The organism is Paracraurococcus lichenis (assembly GCF_030657435.1).
GTDB classification, from domain to species: domain Bacteria; phylum Pseudomonadota; class Alphaproteobacteria; order Acetobacterales; family Acetobacteraceae; genus Paracraurococcus; species Paracraurococcus lichenis.
On sequence record NZ_JAUTWS010000012.1, the window covers coordinates 118,061 to 141,785 of the forward strand.

General features: G+C 72.6%; 27 protein-coding genes. 16 read left to right on the plus strand and 11 right to left on the minus strand.

What is annotated here, in order from left to right; all coding sequences use genetic code 11:
* Nucleotides 1–122 precede the first annotated feature (122 nt).
* The 6 genes from Q7A36_RS14585 (at nucleotide 123) to Q7A36_RS14610 (ending at nucleotide 6,245) form a co-directional block, all read left to right on the plus strand.
* Nucleotides 123–1,907: a glucan ABC transporter ATP-binding protein/ permease gene (locus tag Q7A36_RS14585; protein WP_305104443.1), complete on the plus strand. Its 1,785-nt coding sequence runs from the start codon at nucleotides 123–125 to the stop codon at nucleotides 1,905–1,907.
* 132 nt (nucleotides 1,908–2,039) lie between these two features.
* A complete protein-coding gene (locus Q7A36_RS14590) occupies nucleotides 2,040–2,477 on the plus strand; it encodes a CBS domain-containing protein (protein WP_305104444.1) in 438 nt (145 codons plus the stop codon).
* Between the two features lie 190 nt (nucleotides 2,478–2,667).
* A complete protein-coding gene (locus Q7A36_RS14595; RefSeq protein ID WP_305104445.1) occupies nucleotides 2,668–2,922 on the plus strand; it encodes a hypothetical protein in 255 nt (84 codons plus the stop codon).
* Between the two features lie 104 nt (nucleotides 2,923–3,026).
* The gene (locus tag Q7A36_RS14600) at nucleotides 3,027–4,007 is read left to right on the plus strand and encodes a TRAP transporter substrate-binding protein (RefSeq protein ID WP_305104446.1); all 981 of its coding nucleotides are present in this window, start codon (nucleotides 3,027–3,029) and stop codon (nucleotides 4,005–4,007) included.
* 279 nt (nucleotides 4,008–4,286) lie between these two features.
* Entirely contained in the window at nucleotides 4,287–4,820 is a 534-nt protein-coding gene (locus Q7A36_RS14605) for a TRAP transporter small permease (RefSeq protein ID WP_305104447.1), read from the plus strand.
* A gap of 3 nt (nucleotides 4,821–4,823) precedes the next feature.
* Nucleotides 4,824–6,245: a TRAP transporter large permease gene (locus Q7A36_RS14610; protein WP_305104448.1), complete on the plus strand. Its 1,422-nt coding sequence runs from the start codon at nucleotides 4,824–4,826 to the stop codon at nucleotides 6,243–6,245.
* Nucleotides 6,246–6,350: 105 nt separating this feature from the next.
* On the opposite strand, the gene Q7A36_RS14615 is transcribed toward Q7A36_RS14610, so the two are convergent.
* From Q7A36_RS14615 to Q7A36_RS14625, 3 genes are all read right to left on the minus strand, one after another.
* Entirely contained in the window at nucleotides 6,351–6,848 is a 498-nt protein-coding gene (locus Q7A36_RS14615) for a hypothetical protein (RefSeq protein WP_305104449.1), read from the minus strand.
* Between the two features lie 196 nt (nucleotides 6,849–7,044).
* Nucleotides 7,045–7,722: a CBS domain-containing protein gene (locus Q7A36_RS14620; protein WP_305104450.1), complete on the minus strand. Its 678-nt coding sequence runs from the start codon at nucleotides 7,720–7,722 to the stop codon at nucleotides 7,045–7,047.
* A 66-nt stretch (nucleotides 7,723–7,788) separates the two neighbouring features.
* On the minus strand, nucleotides 7,789–9,420 hold the full coding sequence (locus Q7A36_RS14625; RefSeq protein WP_305104451.1) for a Na+/H+ antiporter: 1,632 nt from the start codon (nucleotides 9,418–9,420) through the stop codon (nucleotides 7,789–7,791).
* Between the two features lie 133 nt (nucleotides 9,421–9,553).
* Between Q7A36_RS14625 and Q7A36_RS14630 the strand changes: the two genes are divergently transcribed.
* The gene (locus Q7A36_RS14630) at nucleotides 9,554–10,510 is read left to right on the plus strand and encodes a S1C family serine protease (RefSeq protein ID WP_305104452.1); all 957 of its coding nucleotides are present in this window, start codon (nucleotides 9,554–9,556) and stop codon (nucleotides 10,508–10,510) included.
* Nucleotides 10,511–10,515: 5 nt separating this feature from the next.
* Here Q7A36_RS14630 and Q7A36_RS14635 read toward each other — a convergent pair whose 3' ends face one another.
* From Q7A36_RS14635 to Q7A36_RS14660, 6 genes are all read right to left on the minus strand, one after another.
* Nucleotides 10,516–10,671 carry a hypothetical protein gene (locus Q7A36_RS14635; RefSeq protein ID WP_305104453.1) on the minus strand — a complete coding sequence of 52 codons (156 nt, stop codon included), beginning with the start codon at nucleotides 10,669–10,671 and terminating at the stop codon, nucleotides 10,516–10,518.
* Between the two features lie 6 nt (nucleotides 10,672–10,677).
* Entirely contained in the window at nucleotides 10,678–11,001 is a 324-nt protein-coding gene (locus tag Q7A36_RS14640) for an antibiotic biosynthesis monooxygenase family protein (RefSeq protein WP_305104454.1), read from the minus strand.
* Between the two features lie 14 nt (nucleotides 11,002–11,015).
* On the minus strand, nucleotides 11,016–11,774 hold the full coding sequence (locus Q7A36_RS14645) for an SDR family NAD(P)-dependent oxidoreductase (protein ID WP_305104455.1): 759 nt from the start codon (nucleotides 11,772–11,774) through the stop codon (nucleotides 11,016–11,018).
* A 106-nt stretch (nucleotides 11,775–11,880) separates the two neighbouring features.
* Complete coding sequence (locus Q7A36_RS14650; RefSeq protein ID WP_305104456.1) at nucleotides 11,881–13,380, minus strand: tripartite tricarboxylate transporter permease; 1,500 nt, start codon at nucleotides 13,378–13,380, stop codon at nucleotides 11,881–11,883.
* Nucleotides 13,381–13,411: 31 nt separating this feature from the next.
* Nucleotides 13,412–14,014: a hypothetical protein gene (locus Q7A36_RS14655; RefSeq protein WP_305104457.1), complete on the minus strand. Its 603-nt coding sequence runs from the start codon at nucleotides 14,012–14,014 to the stop codon at nucleotides 13,412–13,414.
* A gap of 139 nt (nucleotides 14,015–14,153) precedes the next feature.
* Nucleotides 14,154–15,131: a Bug family tripartite tricarboxylate transporter substrate binding protein gene (locus Q7A36_RS14660; RefSeq protein ID WP_305104458.1), complete on the minus strand. Its 978-nt coding sequence runs from the start codon at nucleotides 15,129–15,131 to the stop codon at nucleotides 14,154–14,156.
* Nucleotides 15,132–15,288: 157 nt separating this feature from the next.
* On the opposite strand from Q7A36_RS14660, the gene Q7A36_RS14665 reads away from it, so the two are divergent.
* From Q7A36_RS14665 to Q7A36_RS14690, 6 genes are all read left to right on the plus strand, one after another.
* Nucleotides 15,289–16,485 (plus strand): M20 metallopeptidase family protein, encoded by a 1,197-nt coding sequence (locus Q7A36_RS14665; RefSeq protein ID WP_305104459.1) that lies wholly within the window; start codon nucleotides 15,289–15,291, stop codon nucleotides 16,483–16,485.
* Nucleotides 16,486–16,522: 37 nt separating this feature from the next.
* Nucleotides 16,523–17,311, plus strand: coding sequence for a creatininase family protein (locus Q7A36_RS14670; protein ID WP_305104460.1), 789 nt, complete (start codon nucleotides 16,523–16,525; stop codon nucleotides 17,309–17,311).
* Entirely contained in the window at nucleotides 17,308–18,303 is a 996-nt protein-coding gene (locus Q7A36_RS14675; RefSeq protein WP_305104461.1) for a ketopantoate reductase family protein, read from the plus strand. Before Q7A36_RS14670 ends, Q7A36_RS14675 begins: the two co-directional genes overlap by 4 nt.
* Nucleotides 18,300–19,289 carry a ketopantoate reductase family protein gene (locus Q7A36_RS14680; protein WP_305104462.1) on the plus strand — a complete coding sequence of 330 codons (990 nt, stop codon included), beginning with the start codon at nucleotides 18,300–18,302 and terminating at the stop codon, nucleotides 19,287–19,289. The genes Q7A36_RS14675 and Q7A36_RS14680 overlap by 4 nt, the downstream gene beginning before the upstream one ends.
* Before the next feature lie 3 nt (nucleotides 19,290–19,292).
* Complete coding sequence (locus tag Q7A36_RS14685; protein ID WP_305104463.1) at nucleotides 19,293–20,129, plus strand: VOC family protein; 837 nt, start codon at nucleotides 19,293–19,295, stop codon at nucleotides 20,127–20,129.
* 133 nt (nucleotides 20,130–20,262) lie between these two features.
* A complete protein-coding gene (locus Q7A36_RS14690; protein ID WP_305104464.1) occupies nucleotides 20,263–20,475 on the plus strand; it encodes a hypothetical protein in 213 nt (70 codons plus the stop codon).
* A 23-nt stretch (nucleotides 20,476–20,498) separates the two neighbouring features.
* On the opposite strand, the gene Q7A36_RS14695 is transcribed toward Q7A36_RS14690, so the two are convergent.
* The gene (locus tag Q7A36_RS14695) at nucleotides 20,499–21,428 is read right to left on the minus strand and encodes a hypothetical protein (RefSeq protein ID WP_305104465.1); all 930 of its coding nucleotides are present in this window, start codon (nucleotides 21,426–21,428) and stop codon (nucleotides 20,499–20,501) included.
* Nucleotides 21,429–21,478: 50 nt separating this feature from the next.
* Here Q7A36_RS14695 and Q7A36_RS14700 point away from each other — a divergent pair, with 50 nt between their 5' ends.
* Complete coding sequence (locus Q7A36_RS14700) at nucleotides 21,479–22,054, plus strand: cytochrome b (RefSeq protein ID WP_305104466.1); 576 nt, start codon at nucleotides 21,479–21,481, stop codon at nucleotides 22,052–22,054.
* A gap of 153 nt (nucleotides 22,055–22,207) precedes the next feature.
* On the opposite strand, the gene Q7A36_RS14705 is transcribed toward Q7A36_RS14700, so the two are convergent.
* Nucleotides 22,208–22,405, minus strand: a complete 198-nt coding sequence (locus Q7A36_RS14705; RefSeq protein WP_305104467.1) for a hypothetical protein — start codon at nucleotides 22,403–22,405, stop codon at nucleotides 22,208–22,210.
* A gap of 111 nt (nucleotides 22,406–22,516) precedes the next feature.
* Between Q7A36_RS14705 and Q7A36_RS14710 the strand changes: the two genes are divergently transcribed.
* Both Q7A36_RS14710 and Q7A36_RS14715 read left to right on the plus strand, forming a co-directional pair.
* Nucleotides 22,517–22,849, plus strand: coding sequence for a DUF1491 family protein (locus Q7A36_RS14710; RefSeq protein ID WP_305104468.1), 333 nt, complete (start codon nucleotides 22,517–22,519; stop codon nucleotides 22,847–22,849).
* A gap of 161 nt (nucleotides 22,850–23,010) precedes the next feature.
* Nucleotides 23,011–23,721 (plus strand): response regulator transcription factor, encoded by a 711-nt coding sequence (locus tag Q7A36_RS14715; RefSeq protein WP_305104469.1) that lies wholly within the window; start codon nucleotides 23,011–23,013, stop codon nucleotides 23,719–23,721.
* Nucleotides 23,722–23,725 lie beyond the last annotated feature (4 nt).

A 23,725-nucleotide genomic window follows, 5' to 3' on the forward strand; every position in this document is an offset into this window, starting at 1 on the left:
CCCCCGCTGGCAAGGCTTGCCCGGGGGATCGCGCGGCCTGTAGGCAGCGCACAGCTCAGGCCCGGGGCGTGCCGTCCATCGGTGCGGGCCCGGGATGTTGGCGCAAACAGGGGCACCGCCGGATGCATTTCGCCAGGCTCTATGCACGTGTCCTCGGCCTGCTGAAGCCCGACAAGTGGGTCGCGATCGGCATGACGGTCGCGAATGTCGCGCTGGCCGGGCTGGTCTTCCTCGAGCCCGTGCTGTTCGGCCGGGTCATCGATGTCCTGACCCGGTCGGCCTACATGACGCATGAGGCGCTCTGGTCCGAGGCGCTGGCCCTGCTCGCCCTCTGGGGCGCGGTCGGCCTCTCGGGCATCGGCGCCAATGTCGCGGTCTCGCTGCTCGCCGACCGCATGGCGCACCGCAACCGCCTGGCCGCCATGGCGCGCTACTTCGCACATGTGCTGGCCCTGCCGCTCTCCTTCCACGGCGACATCCAGTCGGGCCGGCTGATGAAGGTGATGGTCACGGGCAGCGACAACCTGTTCAGCCTCTGGCTCAGCTTCTTCCGCGACCACATGTCGACCTTCATCGCCGCGCTGGTGCTGATGCCGCTGACCCTGGCGATGAACTGGCAGCTCGGCCTGCTGCTGGTCTGCCTGGTCGTGCTCTTCGGCATCCTCACCGGCGTGGTCATCCAGAAGACCGAGACGGCGCAGCACCAGGTGGAGCGCTACCAGAGCCAGCTCGCCGGCACCGCCCAGGACGCGCTCTACAACGTGGTCGTCGTGCAGTCCTTCACCCGTCTTGCCTCCGAGGCGCGGATGTTCGGCGACACGGTGCGTCTGGTGCTGGACCACCAGTTCCCGGTGCTGAACTGGTGGGCCGTGGTCTCGGTGCTGACGCGCGCGGCCAGCACCATCACCACCATCTCGGTCTTCGTCCTCGGCACCTTCCTGCACATGGACGGCAAGGCCTCGGTCGGCGAGATCGTCAGCTTCATGGGCTTCGCCAACCTGCTGATCGGCAAGCTCGAGCAGGCCGTCGCCTTCCTCTCCCGCCTGGTGTTCCAGGCGCCGGCCATCCAGCAATTCTTCGAGGTGATGGACGCCCGCACCAGCGTGCCGGAGAAGCCGGGCGCCGTCGCGCTCTCGCGCGTGCAGGGGGAGGTCGCCTTCGAGGACGTCTCCTTCGCCTATCCCGGCGGGCCGCGCATCCTCTCGGAGGTCTCCTTCCAGGCGGCGCAGGGACGGACGCTCGCCCTGGTCGGGCAGACCGGCGCGGGCAAGTCGACCGCCATGGCCCTGCTGCAGCGCCTGTGGGACCCGATCGGCGGGCGGGTGACGATCGACGGGCACGACCTGCGCGACATCACCCTCGAGAGCCTGCGCCAGAACATCGGCGTGGTCTTCCAGGAGAGCATGCTGTTCAACCGGACGATCCGGGACAACCTGGTGGTCGGCCGCCCCGGCGCGACGCAGGAGGAGATCGAGCGCGCCTGCCGCATGGCCGAGGCGCACGACTTCATCCTCCGCCAGCCCCGCGGCTACGACACCATGGTCGGCGAGCGTGGCGCCAGCCTCTCGGGCGGCCAGCGCCAGCGCCTGGCGATCGCCCGCGCCCTGCTGAAGGACCCGCCGATCCTGATCCTGGACGAGGCAACCAGCGCGCTGGACGCGGCGACCGAGGCGCGGGTGCAGAAGGCGCTGAAGGCGCTGATGGCCGGCCGCACCACCTTCATCATCGCCCACCGGCTCTCCACCGTGCGCGACGCCGACGAGATCCTGGTCTTCGACCAGGGCCGGATCGTCGAGCGCGGGACCTTCGACGCCCTGGTCCGCCAGGGCGGCCGCTTCGCCGAGCTGGTGCGCACCCAGCTCACCGCCAGCGTGCCGGTGACGGAGGCGGTCAAGGCCGCGGAATAGCCGGGACTGCAATCACCCGGTTGCGAGGCGGCTTTTCCTTGCAACCGCGCCGCCGGCCGGCGCAGGCTTCGTCATGGCCAGGACGCGGCAGCGGCTCGGGGCCGCCGCCGCCCATGCCGGGGAGGGCAGCGCATGATCATCGGCTCGATCCTGAAGGGGAAGGGCGGTCAGGTCGTCTCGGTCGGGCCGGAGGACACGATCCTCTCGGTGGCCCGCACGCTGGCCGAGCACCGGATCGGTGCCGCGCTGGTGCGCGACGCCGCCGGCGCCATCCTCGGGATCATCAGCGAACGCGACATCGTCGGCGGCATGGCGGCGCATGGCCCGGGCACGACCGGCCTGAAGGCCGCGCAGTTCATGACCCGCGACCTCGTCACCGTCGCGCCGCAGACGCTCGTCACCCAGGCGCTCGGCGTCATGACCCAGAAGCGGGTGCGGCACCTGCCGGTGCTGGACGAGGCGGGCACGCTCCGCGGCCTGGTTTCCATCGGCGATCTGGTGAAGGCGCGGATCGAGGAGGCGGAGCAGGAGGCCGAGGAGCTCAAGGCCTATGTCACGGCGGCGGGGTAGAGCGGATCGCGGACGGAGGTGAACCTCCGGGAGCGTGAAGCCGCTCGACGATCCATGGCCTGCAGCGGATGGCGTTCGGTATCGAACGCCATCCGCTGCAGGCGCCGCTCCCGCTTCGGTTGACCTCGCGCAAGGACCGGCGGGGCGCGCGGTGCTGGAATCCCTGCGAACCCATCTCGGAGGGAGCCCGATGAGCCACAACCACCAGAAGACCCTGCAGGCTGTCTTCGCCCACCCGGTCAGTTCCAACCTCGACCCCCGGCAGGTCTTCGCCGCGCTCGAGGACCTCGGCGCCGAGGTGACCCATGGCGGACACGGCCAAGTCGTCGTCCGGCTGAACGGCCATACGCACGGCTTCCACGACACGCGCCACAGCCTCTCGAAGGAGGAGGTGATCGCGATCCGGAAATTCCTGACCGGCGCGGGGGTGCAGGAGCCGGCCTGACCGGCGCGCCTGCCGGCGGGCCTGCCGCCCGCCGGCACGGGGCTTGCCCGGCCGGTCGCGTCCGCGCATTCATTGCGCCGCAGCAAGACCGGGGTTCCCGAGCAATGACCATCACCCGTCGCGCCGCGCTCTCGGCGCCTGGCCTGATCGCCCTGTCCTTCTCCGCCGCCCGTGCCCAGACGAAGTGGCAGATGGCCACGCCCTATCCGGACGGGAACTTCCACACCCGCAACATCCGCGAGTTCGTCGCCGAGGTCGAGCAGGCGACGGGCGGCAAGCTCTCCGTCGCCCTCCACAGCAATGCCTCCCTGCTGCCGATGCCGCAGATCAAGCGCGGGGTGCAGACCGGCCAGGTGCAACTCGGAGAAATCCTGCTGGCCGCCTATTCCAACGAGGACACCTTCTTCGAGGCGGATTCGCTGCCCTTCCTGGTGCCCGACCTCGACGGCGCGCGGAAGCTGGCGGACCTGCAGCGGCCCTTCATCGAGGCGCGCCTGGCCAGGCAGGGCCTCTCGCTGCTCTATACCGTGGGATGGCCCGGCGCTGGCTTCTACACCCAGGCGCCGATCACCGGCCTCGACCTCTTCAAGGGCAGCCGCTTCCGCACCTTCAGCCCGATCACCAACCGCTTCGCCGCGCTGATCCAGGCGAGCCCGGTGCTGGTGCAGCAGGCCGAACTCGCCCAGGCCTTCGCGACCGGCATCGCCACCGCCATGGTGACCAGCGCGCAGACCGGCGTCGACACCTCCGCCTGGGACTACTGCAAGGTCTTCACGCCGGTGAACTTCTCCATGACGAAGAACGCCGTGCTGATCTCCCGCCGCGCGCTGGAGGGCCTGCCGAAGCCGGAGCAGGCGGCGCTGCTGGCCGCGGCGAAGAAGGCCGAGGACCGCGGCTGGACCTACGCGAAGGAGGCGGAGGAGGCGACCCAGGCCCGGCTGGCCGAGAAGGGGATGACGATCGGCACGGCGCCGCCCGAGGTCATGGCCGAGCTGCGGCAGATCGGCGCGACCATGGCCGAGGAATGGGCCGCCAAGGCCGGCGAGGACGGCCGCAAGCTGCTGGACGCGCTGAAGGCCGCCTGAGGCGCGCCGATGACCGAAGGGCCGGATGGCCCGGAGGTCTGAATCGGCTCGCCCAACATACAAGGCGACGGCGCGGCGGCCGGAGCATCGTCACGCCTGCCGCGCGGCGCGCCCGTTCCGCCGGCAGGGCCTGCCCAAGGGCGCAGCATCCGGCGCCGCGCCGGGCGCGATCGGGCCGGGCCGGGGCCTTGCACCCGTCCGGCGCGGCAGCCACCCTGCCGGGCATCATCCCCATGGGGCCTCCCGCCATGCCAACCCATCGCCGGGGCGCCTGACCGCATGCGCCGCCTGCTCGATGCCCTCTATGCCCTCGGCGCCGGCCTCGCCGCGCTCTCGCTGCTGGGCATATTCCTCATCATGATGGCGCAGGTCGCGATGCGGGAGATGCAGATGCAGCTTCCCGCCGCCGACGACATCAGCGCCTATCTCTGCGTCGCCACCACCTTCTTCGCGCTCGCCGCCACCTTCAAGCGCGGCGAGCTGATCCGCGTCGGCATGGGCATCGAGCGGCTCGGCCCTGCCGGGCGCCGCTGGGCGGAGGCGCTGGTCCTGGCGCTCGCCGCCGCCGTCATGGCCTATGTCACTCGCTGGACCTTCGAGGACATGCTCTTCTCCTGGCAGATCGAGGAGGTGGCGCAGGGCACCGTCCCCATCCCGCTCTGGATCCCGAAGCTCGCCATGCCGCTCGGCGCCGGGCTGCTGCTGGTGGCGATCCTCGACGAGCTGGCCGGCGTGCTGCGCGGCGCGAAGCCTTCCTACGTCGTGGCGGCCGAGGAACGCGCCGCGGCCGGCGACTTCTCGGCGGAGGTCTGAGCCATGGACCTGCTCACCCTCGCCCTCCTGCTCCTCGTCCTGCTCTGCATGCTGCTCGGCGCGGGGCTCTGGATCTCCATGTCGCTCGCCACCGTCGGCTGGGTGGCGATGACCTTCGTCCATCCGACGCCCGGCCTCTTCCTCGCCTCCGCCTTCTGGGAGTCGACGGGATCCTGGACCCTCGCGGCGCTGCCGATGTTCGTCTGGATGGGCGAGATCCTCTTCCGCACCAAGCTCTCCGAGGAGCTGTTCAACGGCCTCGCCCCCTGGGTGCGGCGCATCCCGGGCGGCCTGCTGCACGTCAACATCCTCGCCTGCGGCATCTTCGGGAGCGTCTCCGGCTCCTCCGCCGCGACATGCGCCACCGTCTCCAAGATCGCGCTGCCGGAGCTCAAGCGCCGCGGCTACGACGAGACCACCGCGATCGGCAGCCTCGCCACCTCGGGCACCCTCGGCATCCTGATCCCGCCCTCCATCATCATGGTGGTCTATGCCGTGGCGGCCGAGGTCTCGATCATCCGCGTCTTCATCGCGGGCTGCCTGCCCGGCCTGATCGTCATGCTGCTGTTCAGCGGCTACATCATCGTCTGGGCGCTGCTGAACCCGGACAAGCAGCCGCGGCCGGAGCCGCGCATGCCTTTCGCGGCCAAGCTGCGGCAGAGCGCGCAGCTCATCCCCTGCACCATCCTGATCGTCGTGGTCATCGGCACCATGTTCGCCGGCTGGGCCACGGCGACGGAGGCCGCGGCCTTCGGCGTGCTCGGCTCGCTGCTCATGGCGCTCGGGCGGCGGGTCGGCTGGGCCGTGCTCGCGCTTGGCGCCCTGCTCTGGGTTTCCGGCCTGATCGTCCTGCACCAGGCGCTCGCCTTCGCTTTCTTCGCCGTGCTCGGCATCGCCGCCGGCGAGCGCATCCTGACCTGGCAGAACTTCCTCGACAGCCTCAAGGGCGCGACCCGGCTGTCCTGCATGATCATGTTCATCCTGGCCGGCGCCGCCTTCCTGACCAAGGCCATGGCGCTGACCGGCATCCCGGCGGCCCTGGCCGAGGGCGTGGCGGCCCTGCATCTCGGCCCCTACGGGCTGATCGCCATCCTGACCGTGGTCTATGTCCTGCTCGGCACCGCGCTCGACGGCGTCTCTATGATCGTGCTGACCACCTCCATCGTCATCCCGCTGGTGCAGCAGGCCGGCTTCGACCTGGTGTGGTTCGGCATTTTCATCGTGCTGCTGGTCGAGATCGCGGAGATCACGCCGCCCGTCGGCTTCAACCTCTTCGTCATGCAGACCATGACGGGGCGGGAGCAGACCGAGGTCGCCATGGCCTCGCTGCCCTTCTTCCTGATGCTGGTGCTGACGGTGGTGCTCTGCACCATCTTCCCGGTGACGCTGGTCACCGGGCTGCCGGAATGGCTGCTGGCGCAGTAGCGCCTGCGCCATGACGGGCGCCGGGACCGCCGGCGCCCGCCTGGCCCAATGCGGATCGCCGCCGCGCGGGAGCGCCCGGAGACGCGGATCCGCTCCGCGCTGGCCCTACTGGACCGGCGCCGCGGGTGCCGATGTGCCGGACGGCGTGGTCGAGGCGGCCCCCGTCGTCGCCGGGCCGGTGCCGGTGGTTCCCGTCCCGGTCGTGGTGGTCGCGCCGGTGCCGGTGCCGACCATGCCGCCGCCCATATAGGCCCGGTCGCTCTCGCGCTGCGCGTCGCGCCGTGCCTGTGCGGTCTGGTGCCGGCTGCGGTGCGTGCTCGAAGCGGCCTTGCCGTCGCCGACCGGGGTGCGGACCTCGGGGTTGCTCCAGACCGGCTTGCCGAGGTTCACCTCGTTCGGGGAGGTCGTCGCGCCGGTGATGGCGCCCGCGCCGCCGCCGATCGCCGCCCCGGCGAGCGCGCCCACCGGCCCGCCGAGCGCCCCGATCCCGGCCCCGGTCGCGGCACCCGCGGCCGCGCCGCCGGTCGTCCGGTCCGTGCTGTTGGTCCCGCAGGCCGCAAGCGTCACGGCCAGGGCCGCGGCGCCGAGCACAGTGCGAATCATCGTCGCCCTCCTCATCCTGTCGCGGGCGATACCGGCTCCGGCGCGGGGCCGGAACCATCGCCTGCCCGCAGGGTTCGGAACGCGCCCGCGCCGAGTTGGTTGCGGCGACGTCAACCCCAGGGGGAGGGCCCGGCGCGACCGGCCCGCGGCGGCGGGCGGGGCCGGGGCGCGGGGAAGGGTGCGGTGCCCGCCGGGGTCAGGCGAAGCGCCGGGCGGGCGTCATGTCGGTGATGCGGTCCTCGACCGTTTGCACCCCCGGCACGCCCGCCGCGATCGCCACCAGTCCACGCCGCACCGCCGCCGAATGGCAGAAGCCATAGAGCGTCACCACGCCCTCGGCGACCTCGAAGAAGACATAGGGCGCATCCGCCCAGGGCAGGCGGTGGATCTCCGCCGTGAGCGCCGCGCGGATCGCGCCGTCCGAGGTATCGGCCGCCGGCGCGAGCAGCGCCCGCAGCAGGTCGGCGCGGGAGAGGATGCCGACCAGCACGCCATCCTGCACCACCGGCAGGCGGCGGACATTGTGCGTCTCCAGCAGATGCGCGGCGTGCTCGACCGTCACCTCCTCGGTCACCGTGACGAGGTCGCGGGTCATGATGTCGCCCGCGGTCGCGCCGTGCACCGTGGCGTAGCGCGCCGCCGCCTGGTCGCGGTCGTAGAAGAGGGCGCGGAGGAAGCCCGGTTCCGGCGCATCGCTGGTCGAGAGTCGGCGGATCAGGTCGGCCTCCGAGACGATGCCGAGCAGCATGCCCCAACTGTCGGTGACCGGCACGGCGGAGATGCCGCGCTCGGCGAGCAGGCGGGCCACGGCCATCACCGGCGCATCGGCCGGGACCGAGACCACCTTGCGGGTCATGACGTCGCGGACCTTCATGGCAGGACATCCCTTGCGATCGGGTGCCAGATTGCCACCGGCGCGGGCAGGCTGCCTTGCGCGGCGTCAAACCTTCTGGGCGAGGCGCCGGGCGCGGGCGGCGGCGCGCTCCGCCTCGCTCCGCTCGTCGCCGAGGACGGCGCGCACCCGCAGCTCCTCGAGGTCGAGCTCCTGCTCGAGCCTGTGCAGCCCCTCGGCATGCAGCAGGCCGGCCCGGGCATGCGCGATCAGGCTCTCGCGCGAGGCTTCCAGCGCCGCCAGCCGCAGCCGGCGGCGCGCCGTGCGCTCGGCCGCCGCCGCGCCGCGCTGCGAGGCCGTGCGGTGCAGGTGCCCGGCGCGATCGCGGAACTCCGGCAGGAGGTCGCGGGCGATCGCGCCCTCCAGCGGGTCGTCCACCCAGCGCTCGAGCTCGGCCAGCCCCGCGGCGGCGATGATGCGCCGGCCCTCCGCCTCCTCCGGGTCGATCCCGCCATCATGTTCCGGGACCTCCACCTTCAGCCGCCGGATCAGCCATTCCAGCGTGGTGCCCTGCAGCACCAGCGTCGCCAGGATGGCGACGAAGGCGAGGAAGACCAGCAGGTCGCGCTCCGGCACCTCGAGCGGCAGTGCGATCGCGACCGCCAGGCTGACCACCCCGCGCATGCCGGCCCAACCGATGATGGCGGTCTGCCGCGCATCCGGCGGCGGGTCGCCGGCCCGGCTCGGCAGCAGATGGGCGGAGAGCCAAGCGGTCGGGAAGACCCAGAGGAAGCGGGAGACGATGACGACAGCGGCGATCGCGAGGCCGAGCAGCAGCAACTGCCCCGTGCCGCGATCGGCGATCCGCGCGAGGACGTGGTTGAGCTGCAGGCCGATGAGGATGAAGACGAGGCTGTTCAGCAGGAACTCGACGAAGCCCCAGACCGCCCGCGCGCCGAGCCGGCTGCGCGAGGAGAGCAGCGTATGCTGCGCCTGGCCCATCAGCAGCCCGCCGGTGACCACCGCCAGCACGCCGGAGACGCCGACCGCCTCCCCCGCGAGATAGGCCGCATAGCCCGCGAGGAAGCTGGTCGTGACCTCGAGCAGCGGATCGTCGAGCCGGCGGAAGGCCTCGATCGCCAGCCGCCCGACCGCCCAGCCGACGGCGATGCCGCCAAGCCCGAGGACGAGGAAGGTCACCGCCCCCTCGGCCGGCATCACGGCGGTATCGGCGACGGCCGCGGCGACGGCGAGCTTGTAGAGCACCAGCGCCGAGGCATCGTTCACCAGGCTCTCGCCCTGCAGCACCGTCACGATCCGCCGCGGCAGGCGCAGGCGCTGCAGCACCGCCTCCGCCGCCACCGCATCCGGCGGCGCGACGATGGCGCCGAGCGCGATGGCGACCGACCAGGGCAGGTCCGGCAGCAGCAGCTTCGCGGCCCAGGCGACGCAGAAGGCCGTGAAGAGCACGGCGCCGAGCGCGAGCGCCAGGATCGGCCGGAGATTGTCGCGGAAGGCGCGCCAGTCCGTCCGCCAGGCGCTGGCCTGCAGCAGCGGCGGCAGGAAGAGGGCGAGGGCGAGGTCCGGATCGAGCCGCATCTCCGGCACGCCGGGCGCCACCGCCAGCAGCATGCCGCCGAGGACGAGGATGACGGCATAGGGCACGCGCAGCCGCCGGGCGAGCAGCGCGAAGCCGATGCAGGCGGCGACCAGCGCGAGGAGGGCTTCGACCAGGTCCATGCGCCGTCTCTACGCCGGATCGGACCGGGCGGCACCCCGTTGCGGCCGGCCTGACCATTTCGTTTGCTGCCCGCCAACCCGCCCGAACGGCCGGGATGCGTCACCGCACCGGTCACACCATCTCCGGCGCATCATGCTGGACATCCCATACGCCCCCGCCCCGGACGACACCCTGCTGCTCGATGCCTATTCCCGCGCCGTCACCGCGGCGGTGGACCGCGTCGGGCCGGCTGTCGTGCATGTGGCGGTGCGCGGGACGCGCGGCGCCGGGGCGGGCTCTGGCGTCGTGGTCTCGCCGGACGGGCTGATCCTGACCAATGCGCATGTCGTCGCCGGCGCCGAGGCCGTGCAGGTGACGGCGGCCGAGGGGCGGCCCTTCGCGGCGCGGCTGCTGGGCGAGGATCCGGACACCGACCTCGCCTTGCTTCGCGCCGAGAGCGCGGGCGCGCTGCCGGCGGCCGAACTCGGCGATTCCGCGGCGCTGAAGGTCGGGCAGCTCGCCATCGCCATCGGCAATCCGCTCGGCTTCTCCTCGACCGTCACGGCGGGCGTGGTCAGCGCGCTCGGCCGCAGCCTCCCCGGCCGCGGCGGGCGGCCGATCGAGGACCTGGTGCAGACCGACGCGGCGCTGAACCCGGGCAATTCCGGCGGCGCGCTGGTCGACAGCGCCGGGCGCGTCATCGGCATCAACACCGCCATCATCGCCGGCGCGCAGGGCCTCTGCTTCGCGGTCGCGGCCAATACGGCGCAGCTCGTGCTCGGCCAGCTCGTCCGCTTCGGCCGGGTGCGGCGGGCGGCACTCGGCCTCACCGGTCAGCGGGAGGCGGTGCCGCGCCGCTTCGCCCGCGCCCTCGGCCTCGAGCAGGCGACGGGGCTGCTGGTCGCCGCCGTGCAGCCGGGCAGCCCGGCGGCGAAGGCCGGGATCGACCGCGGCGACCTGATCCTCTCGGTCGGCGGCCAGCCCGTCACCGGCGTCGACACGCTGCTGCGCTGGCTGACCGGCGAGCGCGTCGGCGCGCCGGCCGAGGTGCTGCTGCTCCGCCGCGGCGATGCGCGGCGCGTCACGGTGGTGCCGGCCGAGCGGGCCTGAGGCTCTCAGCGCCGCCGGCGCAGCAGCGCCAGTGCCACCACGACCGCGGCGACCAGGGCGATGCCGACCATGCCCTCGACGACGCCGAAATTATCGGCATCGCGCGAGAGGAAGAGCGCGGTGACCGCGCCCGCCGCGACGAGGACGAGGCGCGCCCACACCGGCCTCTAGCCCGCCGCCTTCGTCAGGACCTGCACCGCCTCGAAGCCCTCGAATTCCGGCGGGCCGAGATAGAGCGGCTTCGTCCCGCCGGCGCCGCGATGCGCCATGCGGAAGGCCTCGGATCGCGTCCAGGCCTCGAAGTCGGCGCGAGAGGCCCAGACGGTGTGGGAGGCGTAGAGGGTGTGGTCCTCCCGCTGCGGCCCTTTCAGCAGCGCGAATTCGACGAAGCCCGGCACCGTGTGCAGGTGGCTGTCGCGCGACTTCCACATGGTCTCGAACTCGGCCTCGGCGCCCTGCGCGACGCGGAAGCGGTTCATCGCGATGAACATGCGTGCTCTCTCCCTCAGGCACTCGCCCGGCGCGTGCCGCCGTCCACATGGATCACCTGGCCGGTGATGTAGCGCGCCAGCGGCGAGGCCAGCCAGACCGCGAGCACCGCCAGGTCCTCCGGCTGGCCGATATAGCCCGCCGGCACCTCCTTCTCCGCCCAGGCGCGGCGGCTCTCCTCGGTCGGCATGACGCGCTGGTCGATCTGCTCGGAGCGGATGCGGCCGGGCGGGATGGAGTTCACCGTGATGCCGTCGCGCCCGACCTCCCGCGACAGCGCCTTGGCCCAGATATGGGTGGCGCCGTTCGGGGCATTGGCCGGGTTGATGCTGAAGGGCTCGTCCGGGCCGGTGACGTTGATGATCCGGCCGAAGCCCTGCGCCCGCATGGCCGGGACCAGGGCATGGGTGAGGCGGCGGGCGGCGTGGAAGTTCAGCTCCATCGCCTCTTGCCAGACCGCCTCCGGACCCAGTTCCCCCGGCGGCTGGCCGCGGCTGCCGCCGGCATTGTTGACCAGGATGTCGCAGCGCCCGAAGCGGCCGAGCAGGGCGTCGCGGATGCGCGCCGCCGCCGCCGGGTCGGTGATGTCCTCGGCGAGGATCAGCGGCTCGGCCGAGGCCGGCAGCTCCGCCGCGAGCGCTTCCAGCAGCGGCCGCCGCCGCGCGAGGATCGCCAGGCGGCAGCCCTCGGCGGCCAGCAGGCGCGCGATGCCGCGGCCGATGCCGGCCGAGGCGCCGGTGACCAGCGCGACCTTGCCCGCGAGTTGCAGATCCATCGGCACCCCCTTGCGTCGCGCCGCCAGCCTGCGTCCGGCCCGGGCAAAAGAAAAGCCGCCCCGGCGGACCGGGGCGGCTTCCTCGGGCGGCGGACGGGGCGGGCGGTCAGCCCGCCATCGCCGCCTCCTTGCCCTTGCGCAGGTTGGGCAGCAGCATCGCCGCCAGCGTCACCGCGGCGATGCCGAGCAGCGTGGCGCTGATCGGCCGCTGCAGGAAGATCATCGGGTCGCCGCGCGAGAGCAGCATGGCGCGGCGCAGGTGCTCCTCCATCATCGGGCCGAGCACGAAGCCGATCAGCAGCGGCGCCGGCTCCATCCGCAGCTTGTTGCAGAAATAGCCGAAGATCGCGAACAGCACCGTCGAGTAGACGTCGAAGACGTTGTTGTTCACCGAATAGGCGCCGATGCAGCAGAAGACCAGGATCGACGGGTAGAGGTACTTGTAGGGCACCTGCAGCAGCTTCACCCACATGCCGATCATCGGCAGGTTGATGACCAGCAGCATGACATTGCCGATCCACATGGAGCAGATCAGGCCCCAGAAGAGGTCGGGCTGCGCCTCCACCATGCGGGGACCCGGCTGGATGCCCTGGATGATCAGCGCGCCGACCATCAGCGCCATGACCGCGTTCGCCGGGATGCCGAGCGTCAGCAGCGGGATGAAGCTGGTCTGCGCCGCGGCGTTGTTCGCCGCCTCCGGCCCCGCCACGCCCTCGATCGCGCCCTGGCCGAAGAGGTGCCGGCCCTTCGACATCTTCCGCTCCATCATGTAGGAGCCGAAGGCCGCGAGCGAGGCGCCGCCGCCCGGCAGGATGCCGAGCACCGAGCCGACCACCGTGCCGCGCAGCACCGAGGGCGTCGCCCGCTTCCATTCCTCCTTCGTGAGCCAGAGGCTGTCCACCTTGGTCTTGAGGACCGAGCGGGCCTCCGGCTTCTCGAGGTTGAGGATGATCTCGGCGATGCCGAACATGCCCATGGCGAGCGCCACGAAGCTGATGCCGTCGGAGAGTTCGGGGATGCCGAAGGTGAAGCGCTGCTGGCCAGTCTGGACGTCGGTGCCGACGAGGCCGAGCAGGACGCCCATGACCACCATGGCCACCGACTTCAGCACCGAGCCCTGCGCCAGCACCGCCGAGATGATGAGGCCGAGCAGCATCAGCGAGAAGTAGTCGGCCGGGCCGAAGGAGAGCGCGACCTGCGTCAGCAGCGGGCCGGAGGCGGCGACGAGGATGGTGGCGACGGAGCCCGCGAAGAAGGAGCCGAGCGCCGAGGTCGCCAGCGCCGCGCCCGCCCGCCCGTTGCGGGCCATCTTGTAGCCCTCGAGCGTGGTCACGACCGAGCTGATCTCGCCCGGCAGGTTCAGCAGGATGGCGGTGGTGGAGCCGCCATACTGCGCGCCGTAATAGATGCCGGCGAGCATGATGATGGCCGTCGTCGCCGGCTGGCCGAAGGTGATCGGCAGCAGCAGCGAGATGGTGGCGACCGGCCCGATGCCCGGCAGCACGCCGATGGCGGTGCCGATCAGCGCGCCGATGAGCGCGAAGAGCAGGTTCTGGAAACTGAGCGCGACGGCGAAGCCGTGCGCCAGGTTGGCGAAGATGTCCATGGCCCGTGCGGTTCCCTTCCCGGCGCCTGGTTCAGAACTGCGGCCAGACGGCCACGCGGATGTCGAGCTGCTTGATGAAGACCCACCAGCAGAGCGCGAGCAGGAACACCGTCATGCCCAGCACGCCGAGCGGCCGCTGCCGGTGCTCCGGCTCGGCCATGGCGGAGATGATGATGGTGGCGGTCAGCGCCAGCATCAGCCCGCCCTGCTCCAGCAGCAGGCAGAAGGCGCACATGGCGGCGCAGATGAAGCCCATCAGCCGCCAGCCCGCGGCGATGCACATGACGAGGAAGCCGACCAGCATGCCGATGCCGAGGCTGGCATAGGAGGTGGTGAAGAAGCTGCCGAGATAGGGCGCGACCAGCATGGTCGCGGTGCCGGCGGCGACGGCGAGCACGACGGCGCCGATCTCGAAGCCGGTCCATTTCTCCAGCGGGTCCGGGCCGTTGAAGAAGGCGAGCACCAGCACGAGCGCGCCGAGGCCGATCTGGATCCAGAAGACCAGCATCGGCATGTAGCCCGGGCCCATGCGGCGCGCCGAGCCGAGCGAATGGTCCTGGTTGAGCCAGAGGCCGACGACGGCCAGCAGGATCAGGAACACCCCGGCGGTGATGTCCTTGGCGTTGATCTTCATGTAGCGACCCTTCTCGGCTCCCACCATTCCCGGGGCGGGCCCCGGGTCTCCGTTGCATCCCGCGGCAACCGGCCCGCCGCCCCGCCCGCGCGCCCCGCAGGCTGCGGGTGTCGCGCGGCCGGCCGGGCCGGTCTTCCGCTCAATCCACCTGCGCGCCGGAGGCCTGGACCACCGGCGCCCAGCGCGCCACCTCGGCCGCCACGAAGGCGGCATAGCCGGACGGGCCGAGCGCGCCCACGGTCCCGCCGATCTCGGCGAACCGGGCGCGCAGGGCGGGCTCGGCCAGCAATGCGGCGACGGCGCCCGCCAGCCTCTCCGTCACGGCCGCCGGCACCGCGGCCGGACCCGACAGCCCGAACCAGGAGGCGCTGACGAGGTCGACGCCCTGCTCCCGGAAGGTCGGCACGCTCGGGAAGGCTGGGTGCCGCGTCTCGGCCGAAAGCGCAAGGGCACGCACCGCGCCGCCACGGAGATGGGCGGCGGCGGAGGGCAGGCTGTCCGCCATCATCGGCACCACGCCGGCGATCGTATCCGTCATCGCCGGCCCGGCGCCGCGATAGGGCACGTGGTTCAGCCGCGCGCCGGTCGCCTGGCCGAATTGCACGATCAGGAGATGGTTGGAGGAGCCGGAGCCGGAGGAGGCGATGTCGAGGCCGCGCGCATCCTCCCGCGACAGGCGCACGACATCGCCGAGCGTCGCCGCCGGGAAGCGCGGCGCCGCCACGAGGACCGAGGGATTCTCGACGATCAGCGCGATGTGGGTGAAGTCGCGCACCGCGTCGTAGCGCAGCCCGCGGTAGAGCGAGGGCGCGATGGCATGGCTGGCGATGTTCGACACCAGCAGCGTGTGTCCGTCCGGCGCCGCCTGCGCCACCGCCAGGCTGCCGACCGTGGCGCCGGCGCCGGGGCGGTTCTCGATGATCACCGGCTGGCCCAGCCGCTCCTGCAGGCCCTGGGCGATCAGCCGGGCGGTGAGATCCGTGGTGCCGCCGGGCGCGAAAGGGACGACGAGGCGGATCGGCTGCGCCGGCCAGGACGGTTGCGCACGCGTCGCCAGCGGCAGCGCCAGAGCGGCGCCGCCGGCCAGGATGGCTCGGCGCGGCAGGATCCCGGACATTCTCCTCCCCGTTCGGGAGCGTTGCGTATCGCATGCCCCGCCGAGCATGGGCAAGCCAGGGAGCCCCTTGTTGCGGCGCGGAATTCCTGGGCCCGCAGCGCTGGACAGGGCAGGGGCTTCGGGCGAGGCTCCGGCGCAGCCTTGCCAGGGACACCCGATGCCGCGCACCGCTCCGGAACGTTTGTTCAACGATCTCGCGACCCGCATCCGCGACGCCGTCGAGGCCATCGAGCCCGGCCTGATCGCGATCCGCCGCGACATCCACGCGCATCCGGAACTGGGCTTCGAGGAGGTGCGGACCAGCGGCATCGTTGCGGCGGAGCTGGCGCGGCTCGGCATCGCGCACCGCACCGGCATCGGCCGGACCGGCGTGGTCGGCACCATCGAGGGCGCGCGGCCCGGCCCGACGCTCGCCATCCGCGCCGACATGGACGCGCTGCCGATCCAGGAGGAGACCGGGCTGCCCTTCGCCAGCACCGTCCCCGGGAAGATGCATGCCTGCGGCCATGACATCCACACGACGACGCTGCTCGGCGTCGCCGAGGTGCTGCGGGACCTCGCGCCGCAGCTCGCAGGCCGTGTCCTGCTGGTCTTCCAGCCGGCCGAGGAGGCGCTCGGCGGCGCCGCCGCCATGGTCGAGGATGGCGTGCTCGAGGGCGTCGACATGGCGCTCGGTTTCCACAATGCGCCCGACATGCCGGTCGGCCGCTTCGGCTATTGCCGCGGCGCGACGCTCGCCGCCGCCGACCGCTTCGAGCTGGTGGTGCAGGGTAAGTCCGGCCATGCCGCGCATCCGGAGAAGGCGGTCGATCCCATCGTCGCCGCCGGCAATTTCATCGCCCAGGCGCAGACCGTGGTGAGCCGCGAGATCGACCCGCTGATGCCGGCGGTCGTCACCATCGGCATGATCCATGGCGGCAGCGCGCCCAACATCATCCCGGAGACGGTGGAGCTGCGCGGCACGGTCCGCACCCTGCACCGCGAGAGCCGCGACATCGCCGAGGGCGCGCTGAAGCGCCTCGCCGCCGGGCTGGATGCCATGCATCGCACGCGTTCGACGCTCGCCTATCGCCGCGGCGTGCCGCCGCTCACCAATGCCGACAGCGTGCTCGACCCGGCGGTCGCGGCGGTGCGGCGCCAGCTCGGCGAGGTGGTGGAGGAAGGCAAGCCCAGCATGGGCGCCGAGGATTTCGCCGAGTTCGCCGAGCGCGTGCCGGCCTTCCAGCTCCGCATCGGCTCCGGCGCGCCGGGCCGCCGCGACGCGCTGCACAACGACCGCTACCAGCCGGACGAGCGCTGCATCGGCCTCGGCGTGCAGGCCCTCTCGCGCATCGCGCTGGACATGCTGGCGTGAGGCCGCGGGCGGCCATCGCATCGGAGTGTCCCGCCGCATGACGCAGCGCATCGCCGAGCTCCGCGCCCCCGAGGTCGCCCGCCGCCTCGCCGCGGGCGCCGCCGTGCTCTTCCCCATGGGCAGCCTCGAGACGCATGGCCCGCAGGCGCCGATGGGCGACTACCTGCTGGCCGAGGCGATCGCCGACCGCATCGCCGCTGCCGCGGCGGCGCAGGGCGCCGATGCGCTGGTGCTGCCCGCCATCCCCTTCGGTGGCGCCGATTTCTTCTCCATGGTCCCGGGCGGCATCGTGCTCTCGCCGGCGACGCTGCAGGCCGTGGTGGAGGAGACCTGCGACAACCTCATCCGCACGGGCACGCGGCGCATCCTGGTCCTCAACGGCCATGCCGGCTCCATCGCGCCGGTCGATGCCGCGGCGCGGGCGCTGCGCCGCCGGCACGGGCTGCTGGTGCCGGCCATGCATCTCTGGCGCATCGCCGGCGCGCTGCATGCCGAACTCGGCGGCAGCCCGGCGAGCTTCGGCCATGGCGGCGATCCCGTCTGGTCCGTCGCGCTGCATCTCCGCCCCGATCTCTGCGACGCCGCCGCGGCGCGGGAGAGGCAGCCGGTGCCGCCCATCCTCGGCCTGCCGGTCGCCGATTTCGGCGCGCTGCGCGTCGCGGGCGTCAATATCAGCATCCCGACCGAGGTCGAGGAGGTGGCGCCGGGCGGCGTCGCCTGCGCCGACAGCCGGCCGGGCAATGCCGCGCATGGCGGGCGCATCGTCGCGCGCATGGTGGAGGCCGGCGCCGCCATGGTCGCGCAACTGGCGCGGGAGATCGCGTGAGGATCTGCGTCTACGGCGCCGGCGCCATCGGCGGGCATATCGCGGCGCGGCTGGCGAAAGGCGGGGCGGAGGTCTCGGTCGTCGCCCGCGGCCCGCATCTGCAGGCGATGCAGGCGCAGGGGCTGACGGTGGAGGCGGCGGACGGCCTGCTGCACTGCCGCCCGCGCGCCTCGGCCAACCCGGCCGAGCTCGGCCCGCAGGACGCCGTCATCGTCACGGTGAAAGCCCCGGCGCTGGCCTCTGTCGCGGCCGGCATCGCGCCGCTGCTGCGGCCCGACACCGCCGTCGCCTTCGTCATGAACGGCATCCCCTGGTGGTACTGGGACGGCACGCCGGAGGCCGGGCGGCGCCTGCCGCTGCTCGACCCGGGCGATGCGGTGCGGCAGGCCGTCGGCATCGGGCGGACGCTGGGCGGCGTGGTCTATTCGGCCGCGACCGTGACGCGGCCCGGGCATGTGCAGGCGCTCGCCCCCGACAACCGCGTCGTCCTCGGCGAGGTGGACGGCGCCATAACGCCGCGGCTGCAGGCGCTGGCGGCAGCGATCGCGGCCGGCGGCATGGGCGGGATCGCCGTGCCGGACATCCGCGCCGCGGTCTGGCTGAAGCTGCTCGGCAACATGATGACCGGGCCGCTCTGCCTGCTCGCGCGGTCCTCGATGCGGGACACGCTGGCCGATCCGGTGCTGCGGCAGGCGGCCGTCGCCGCGGCGCGGGAGGTGATGGCGATCGCCGCCGCGCATGGCCACCCGGTCACCGGCCAGGCGCCGGAGGAGCGCATCGCCCGCTCCGCGCGCATCGCGCATCGCCCCTCCATCCTGCAGGACCTCGAGGCGGGGCGGCCGATGGAAATCGACGCGCTCTTCGCCGTGCCGCTGCGGATGGCGCGGGAGGCCGGCGTACCGACGCCGGTGCTCGACCTGACCGTCGCGCTCGCCACGCGCGTCGCCATCGCCGCCGGGCTGCACCGGCCGCCGGAAGGAGAGATGCCATGAAGGTCTGCATCGTCGGCGCCGGCGCGATCGGCGGCCACCTCGCGGGGCGGCTCGCGCAGGGGGGCGTAGAGCTGTCCGTGCTGGCGCGCGGCGCGACGCTGGAGGCGATCCGCGCCCGCGGCCTGCGCGTCCTGACCGCCGACGGCGTGCTGGAGGCACGGCCGCGCGCCGCCTCGGAGGCCGCCGAACTCGGTCCGCAGGATGCGGTCGTCGTCTGCACCAAGGTGCCGGCGCATGGCGCCGTCGCGCGCGCCATCGGCCCGCTGCTCGGGCCCGACACGCCCGTCGCCTTCGTCGCCAACGGCATCCCCTGGTGGTACTTCGCGCGCCATGGCGGGCCCGAGGAAGGCCGGCGCGTGCCGGAGGCCGATCCGGACGGCGCCGTCTGGGACAGCGTCGGGCCGGACCGCGTCGTCGGCGGCGTCATCTATTCCGCCTGCCATGCGCCGGAGCCCGGGGTCATCGAGGTGACGAGCCGCGGCAGCAAGCTGATCCTGGGCGAGCCGGATGGGCGGCGTTCCGACTGCGCTATCGCGCTGGCCTCGGCCTTCAAGGCGGGCGGGCTGCCCTGCAGCGTCAGCGCCGATATCCGCACCGAGATCTGGGCGAAGCTGCTGAACAATCTTTCCAACGGGCCGATCTGCACCCTGACGCGCCGGCACATGCAGGACACCTTCCGCGACGCCCCGGTGCGGGCGGCGGCGCTGCAGGTGGTGCGGGAGGGCATGGCGATCGCCGCCGCCTATGGCCGCCCGGTGCCCGGCACGGCGGAGGAGCGCATCGACCTCTCGGCCGGCATCCCGCACAAGCCGAGCATCCTGCAGGACCTGGAAGCGGGCCGGCCGATGGAGGTGGATGCGCTGTTCCAGGTGGTGCTGCGCCTGGCGCGGGAGCGCGGCGTGCCGGCGCCGATGCTGGAACTGCTGGTGACGATGATGGCCCAGGCGGCGGAGGCCGCCGGACTTTATGCTTCCAGGGCGGGCTGAGAAGTGCCGCCCGTCCTCGACCACCTCGTCCTCGATGTCTGCGACCGGATGGCCGAGGGCGCGGCGCGCATGGAAGCGCTCGGCTTCCAATTGACGCCGATGGGGAAGCACAGCCTCGGCTCGGCGAACCATCTGGCGGTCCTGGCGGAGGATTACCTGGAACTGCTCGGCACCGATGTCCCGGGCGGGGCGCTGCGGCCGGACATCGCCTCCTACCCCGTCGGGCTGAACGGGCTGGTCTTCAGGACGGAGGACGCCGCGACGCTGTCGGCGGCGCTGGTGTCACGCGGCGTGCCGGCGCTGCCGGCGCAGGAATTCCACCGCCCCGTGGACCTGCCCGACGGCACCCGGGACGAGGCGCGGTTCCGCACCACCCGCCTCGACCGCGCCGCCGCCATGGACGGGCGTATCTACTGGTGCGAGCACCTGACGCCGCAGCATGTCTGGCGGCGCGAGTGGCAGGCGCATCCGAACGGCGCGCTCTCCGTCGCCCGCGTGCTGGTCTCGGCCCGCGACCCGGAGCGGCAGGCGGCGATCTTCCGCCGGATGTTCGGCGAGGCGGCCGTGGCGCCGGGCGAGGGCGGCCGCCTGCTGCTGCCCTGCGGCCCCGCGGCGGTGGAGGTCGCGCCGCATGCCGCGGTCCGCGCCGAGCTGGGTGGGGCGGCGCCCGATCCCGCGGAACGCGGCGACCACATGGTGCTGATCGCGCTGCGGGTGCGGGACCTGGCCGCGACCGGCGCGCTGCTCCGGGCCCGGGGCATCGCCGCCGCGGCACGGCCGGGCGGGCTGCGGGTGGCGGCGGAGCCGGCGCTGAACGTCACGCTCGACTTCCTCGGCTGAGCCTTCGCGGCGCCGGGGTGCCGCGTAACGGCGTGAATCTTCCGCCGATGCGGCGGAACGAACCGCGTCTGCCCAGCGTATCTGTGAGGTAGCCCCGCATGGCCCGCATGGCCGAGGCGGCGGAGACCCGGATATGGCATCGAGCAGGCACCCCATGGAGCATGAGGCGACGCGGCAGGAGCCGGGCCGGACGCGGCCGCAGGGCGATGCGGCGCCGCGCGGGCCGCACCGCCGCGCCGGCTGGCCGGAGCGCTCGGCGGAGGACCGCGAGGCGGTGTTCGACATCACCGATTTCGCCGCCATCGCGCATTTCGCGGGCATCGCCCCCGTCCGGCGCGCCGGGTAGCGGGCGCGCGGCGCGCGCCCGGCTCATCGCGGCAGCGCGGTCTGCCCCAGCACCCAGCCTTCCCAGCGCCGGATCCAGGGATCCTCCGGCACGAAATCCGGCCGCGCGCCATCGAGCACGCCGATCAGGCCGAGCAGGCCGATGACGGAATCGAAGCGGTCCTCGCCCGCGGCATCGGCGCCGAAGCCGGCCTCGATCGCCGCCTCCAGCGCCGGTGTCGCTGCCACCCTGCGCGCCGCCATCGCCGCCCGCAGCGCCGGCGCCAGCGCCCGCCGCGGCCCTTCCGCGCGCTTGCTGCCCGCCAGCTTCAGGCCGCAATGCCGCAGCGCCTCGGCCGGATAGACCTCGGCCAGCACCACGCGGCCCGGCGCGAGCAGCGCATGCAGCCCGCCCTCGAAGGGCCAGAGCCGCACCGGCGCGCCGGCCGAGAGCGCCGGCACGATCCAGTCCCGCCAGGCGGCGATCGCCGCCTTGCCCGACTGGTTGGCGCCCAGCGTCCAGAAGACCGGCGCGCCGGCCGGCCGCTCGGCGGTGGCGCGGTCGCACCAGCGGGAGAGGCCCGCCGGGCCGGAGAGGCCGAGCGCCGCCGCATGCGCCGCCCGCGTCATGCCCGCGACGCCGCGCGCGGGATAGAAGGGCCGCGCGTGGCAGACCGTCTCCAGCCCGGCATTCACCGCGAAGAATTCCGGCCGCGCCGCGAGGCCGCGAAGGAAGGCGGGGAAGTCGGGCTCCGGTCGCGCGGCGGCATAGTCGCGCGGCAGGCCGAGCGGCAGGTCGAGCCCGAACGCCACCGGCAGCCCCGGCGCCAGCAGGCGCGGCAGCAGCGCCGCCGTGTCGCCGACCGGTTGCGGCGCCTCGGCCAGCCAGCGCCCGCCCGCGCGCTGCGCGATGGTCAGCCAGCGCTTGCGCGGATCGGTGCTCCAGTCCGCATGCGCGGCGATCAGCCTGTCCATGCGGCCCCCGGCCTGTGCCATGCTGCCGCCCGCACTCCAGGAGACGACGCATGACCGTGATGACCGAACCCTTGGTGCAGGCCTCCACCAGCACGACGCCGGTGGAATACTCCACCCTGTCGAAGTGGTTCCACTGGGTGACGGTGACGCTGCTGGCGGTGGCGCTGCCGGTCGGCTTCGTCATCGACCACATCAAGGACGCCGACAAGATGCCCTTCTACGCCATCCATGAATCGGCTGGCGTGACCATCTTCGTCGTCGTGCTGCTGCGCCTGGTCTGGCGGCTGGTCCGCCGCCCGCCGCCGCTGCCCGAGCATGTGCCCGCCATCCTCGGCAAGGTGGCGAACGGGGTGCACCACGCGCTCTATGCCCTGCTTCTCCTGCAGCCGATCCTCGGCTTCCTCGCCACCAATGCCTGGGGTTTCCCCCTGCGCGGCGAGACCGCCTATCTCGGCTTCATCGACTTCCCGAAATTCATGGAGACGAACGAGGACGTCGCCGCCGGGCTGCAACTCTTCCACACCATCGGCGCCTGGACGATCCTGGTGCTGCTGGTGCTGCATATCGGCGGCGCGGTCTTCCACCAGGCGATCCGGCGGGACGGCCTGCTGCTGCGGATGATCTAGGGCCGCCACCGCCGGCCTTGGACCCGGCCCGGCCCCAGGCTGCGTCCGGCAGGCAGGGCGCTTGGCCACCCGGCGCGGGTCAGCGCGCGTCGGGTGCAGTCGCCCTGCGTCGCGCAGCCAACAGTTGAACGATGCGCTTCCGCATCAGGTCCCTCACAGCGGCTTCTGCGCCTTCTCCAGCAGGCGGGCGAAGAAGCCCGGCTTCTTCGCCGCGGCCTCCTGCTGCTGCGCCTTGGCCACCTGTGCGCGCTCTGTGGCGGCATCTTTCTCCTTGTTGGCGAGCCACTTCTCCAGGCTCATCCCCGCCTTCGCGGCCCTTTTCGCCTCATAGGCGCGCTGGGCTTCGGTCATCTTCCGTTGATCCATTGGAACCTCTCCGACTCTGCAGGGATGTGGCGGCCCGGCTCCGGCGCGGCAAGCGGGGGCTTGAAGACACCGCCGGTCCGTGGCGATTTGCGCTCCATGGAAGCGCGCGTGAAGGCTGGCATCTGGGTCTCGATGGCGCTGCGGCTGGCGGACATCGCCGGGCGCAGCGGCGCCGTGCTGCGCAAGGGGGACCCGGATTCGGGCGGCATCCTCTGTGTCCTGCGCGGTCGTGCCGGCCTGGTGGTGCTGACTCAGGTGCGGGATGCCGAGGGGCGGCCGGCCTGGCTGCGCGGCACCGGCGCCGATCCGGTCGGCCAGGAGGCGGCCGACGCCTATGTCGAGCGCCAGGTGAAGCGCGACCCGGACCTCTGGGTCGTGGAGTTTGAGGCACCTGACCTCGTGCCGCCCTTCGAGGGTAAACTCCTTTAAACAGGCCGCCCCTACACATGTCGCAATATTGTGTAGGCGGTCCAACGCGTCCGTGAGGTGCGTTTTTTCGCTTATTGGTTTCAATCCTTTCTGTCGGGTAAAGCATCGCGCAGCTTTGCGGGGTGTTCCTGCCCAAGACCCCATCACGTGTCGGAGGTTGAATGGCCACTCCCCGCCCCATCCTGATCGTCGAGGATGATGCTGCCCTGCGAGCCACCCTCGCCGAGCAGATTGCCATGGAGGGCGAATTCGCCGCCGACGAGGCCGAGAGCGCCACCGAGGCGGCAGCCAAGCTGGCCGATGCCGATGCGCGCTACGATGCCATCCTGCTCGACATCGGCCTGCCCGACGGCGACGGCCGCGACTTCTGCGCCCGCCTCCGGCGCGAGGGCCGCAAGATGCCGGTGATCATGCTGACCGGCGCGGATGCCGAGCAGGACGTGGTCCGTGGCCTCGATGCCGGCGCCAACGACTACATCGCCAAGCCCTTCCGCCTGCCCGAGCTGCTGGCGCGGGTCCGGGCGCAGCTCCGCGTCTTCGACAACTCGGAGGACGCGGTCTTCACCATCGGGCCCTACCTCTTCCGCCCGAGTGCGAAGCTCCTGCTCGAGCCGGCCCGCAACCGCAAGGTCCGGCTGACCGACAAGGAGAGCAACATCCTGAAGTTCCTCTACCGCGCCGCCGGCAAGCCGGTGCCGCGGCAGGTCCTGCTGAACGAGGTCTGGGGCTACAACAGCGCCGTCACCACCCACACGCTCGAGACCCACATCTACCGCCTGCGGCAGAAGATCGAGCCGGACCCGACCCATGCCCGCCTGCTGCTGACCGAGGGCGGCGGCTACAAGCTGGATTCCGTCGCGCAGGCGCAGTAGCCGC

Bases quoted from the DNA above. Each gene is read 5' to 3' on its own strand.
- Q7A36_RS14585 (WP_305104443.1), top strand. From the start codon at position 123: ATGCATTTCGCCAGGCTCTATGCACGTGTCCTCGGCCTGCTGAAGCCC.
- Q7A36_RS14590 (WP_305104444.1), top strand. From the start codon at position 2,040: ATGATCATCGGCTCGATCCTGAAGGGGAAGGGCGGTCAGGTCGTCTCG.
- Q7A36_RS14595 (WP_305104445.1), top strand. From the start codon at position 2,668: ATGAGCCACAACCACCAGAAGACCCTGCAGGCTGTCTTCGCCCACCCG.
- Q7A36_RS14600 (WP_305104446.1), top strand. From the start codon at position 3,027: ATGACCATCACCCGTCGCGCCGCGCTCTCGGCGCCTGGCCTGATCGCC.
- Q7A36_RS14605 (WP_305104447.1), top strand. From the start codon at position 4,287: ATGCGCCGCCTGCTCGATGCCCTCTATGCCCTCGGCGCCGGCCTCGCC.
- Q7A36_RS14610 (WP_305104448.1), top strand. From the start codon at position 4,824: ATGGACCTGCTCACCCTCGCCCTCCTGCTCCTCGTCCTGCTCTGCATG.
- Q7A36_RS14615 (WP_305104449.1), bottom strand. From the start codon at position 6,848: ATGATTCGCACTGTGCTCGGCGCCGCGGCCCTGGCCGTGACGCTTGCG.
- Q7A36_RS14620 (WP_305104450.1), bottom strand. From the start codon at position 7,722: ATGAAGGTCCGCGACGTCATGACCCGCAAGGTGGTCTCGGTCCCGGCC.
- Q7A36_RS14625 (WP_305104451.1), bottom strand. From the start codon at position 9,420: ATGGACCTGGTCGAAGCCCTCCTCGCGCTGGTCGCCGCCTGCATCGGC.
- Q7A36_RS14630 (WP_305104452.1), top strand. From the start codon at position 9,554: ATGCTGGACATCCCATACGCCCCCGCCCCGGACGACACCCTGCTGCTC.
- Q7A36_RS14640 (WP_305104454.1), bottom strand. From the start codon at position 11,001: ATGTTCATCGCGATGAACCGCTTCCGCGTCGCGCAGGGCGCCGAGGCC.
- Q7A36_RS14645 (WP_305104455.1), bottom strand. From the start codon at position 11,774: ATGGATCTGCAACTCGCGGGCAAGGTCGCGCTGGTCACCGGCGCCTCG.
- Q7A36_RS14650 (WP_305104456.1), bottom strand. From the start codon at position 13,380: ATGGACATCTTCGCCAACCTGGCGCACGGCTTCGCCGTCGCGCTCAGT.
- Q7A36_RS14655 (WP_305104457.1), bottom strand. From the start codon at position 14,014: ATGAAGATCAACGCCAAGGACATCACCGCCGGGGTGTTCCTGATCCTG.
- Q7A36_RS14660 (WP_305104458.1), bottom strand. From the start codon at position 15,131: ATGTCCGGGATCCTGCCGCGCCGAGCCATCCTGGCCGGCGGCGCCGCT.
- Q7A36_RS14665 (WP_305104459.1), top strand. From the start codon at position 15,289: ATGCCGCGCACCGCTCCGGAACGTTTGTTCAACGATCTCGCGACCCGC.
- Q7A36_RS14670 (WP_305104460.1), top strand. From the start codon at position 16,523: ATGACGCAGCGCATCGCCGAGCTCCGCGCCCCCGAGGTCGCCCGCCGC.
- Q7A36_RS14680 (WP_305104462.1), top strand. From the start codon at position 18,300: ATGAAGGTCTGCATCGTCGGCGCCGGCGCGATCGGCGGCCACCTCGCG.
- Q7A36_RS14690 (WP_305104464.1), top strand. From the start codon at position 20,263: ATGGCATCGAGCAGGCACCCCATGGAGCATGAGGCGACGCGGCAGGAG.
- Q7A36_RS14695 (WP_305104465.1), bottom strand. From the start codon at position 21,428: ATGGACAGGCTGATCGCCGCGCATGCGGACTGGAGCACCGATCCGCGC.
- Q7A36_RS14700 (WP_305104466.1), top strand. From the start codon at position 21,479: ATGACCGTGATGACCGAACCCTTGGTGCAGGCCTCCACCAGCACGACG.
- Q7A36_RS14705 (WP_305104467.1), bottom strand. From the start codon at position 22,405: ATGACCGAAGCCCAGCGCGCCTATGAGGCGAAAAGGGCCGCGAAGGCG.
- Q7A36_RS14710 (WP_305104468.1), top strand. From the start codon at position 22,517: ATGGAAGCGCGCGTGAAGGCTGGCATCTGGGTCTCGATGGCGCTGCGG.
- Q7A36_RS14715 (WP_305104469.1), top strand. From the start codon at position 23,011: ATGGCCACTCCCCGCCCCATCCTGATCGTCGAGGATGATGCTGCCCTG.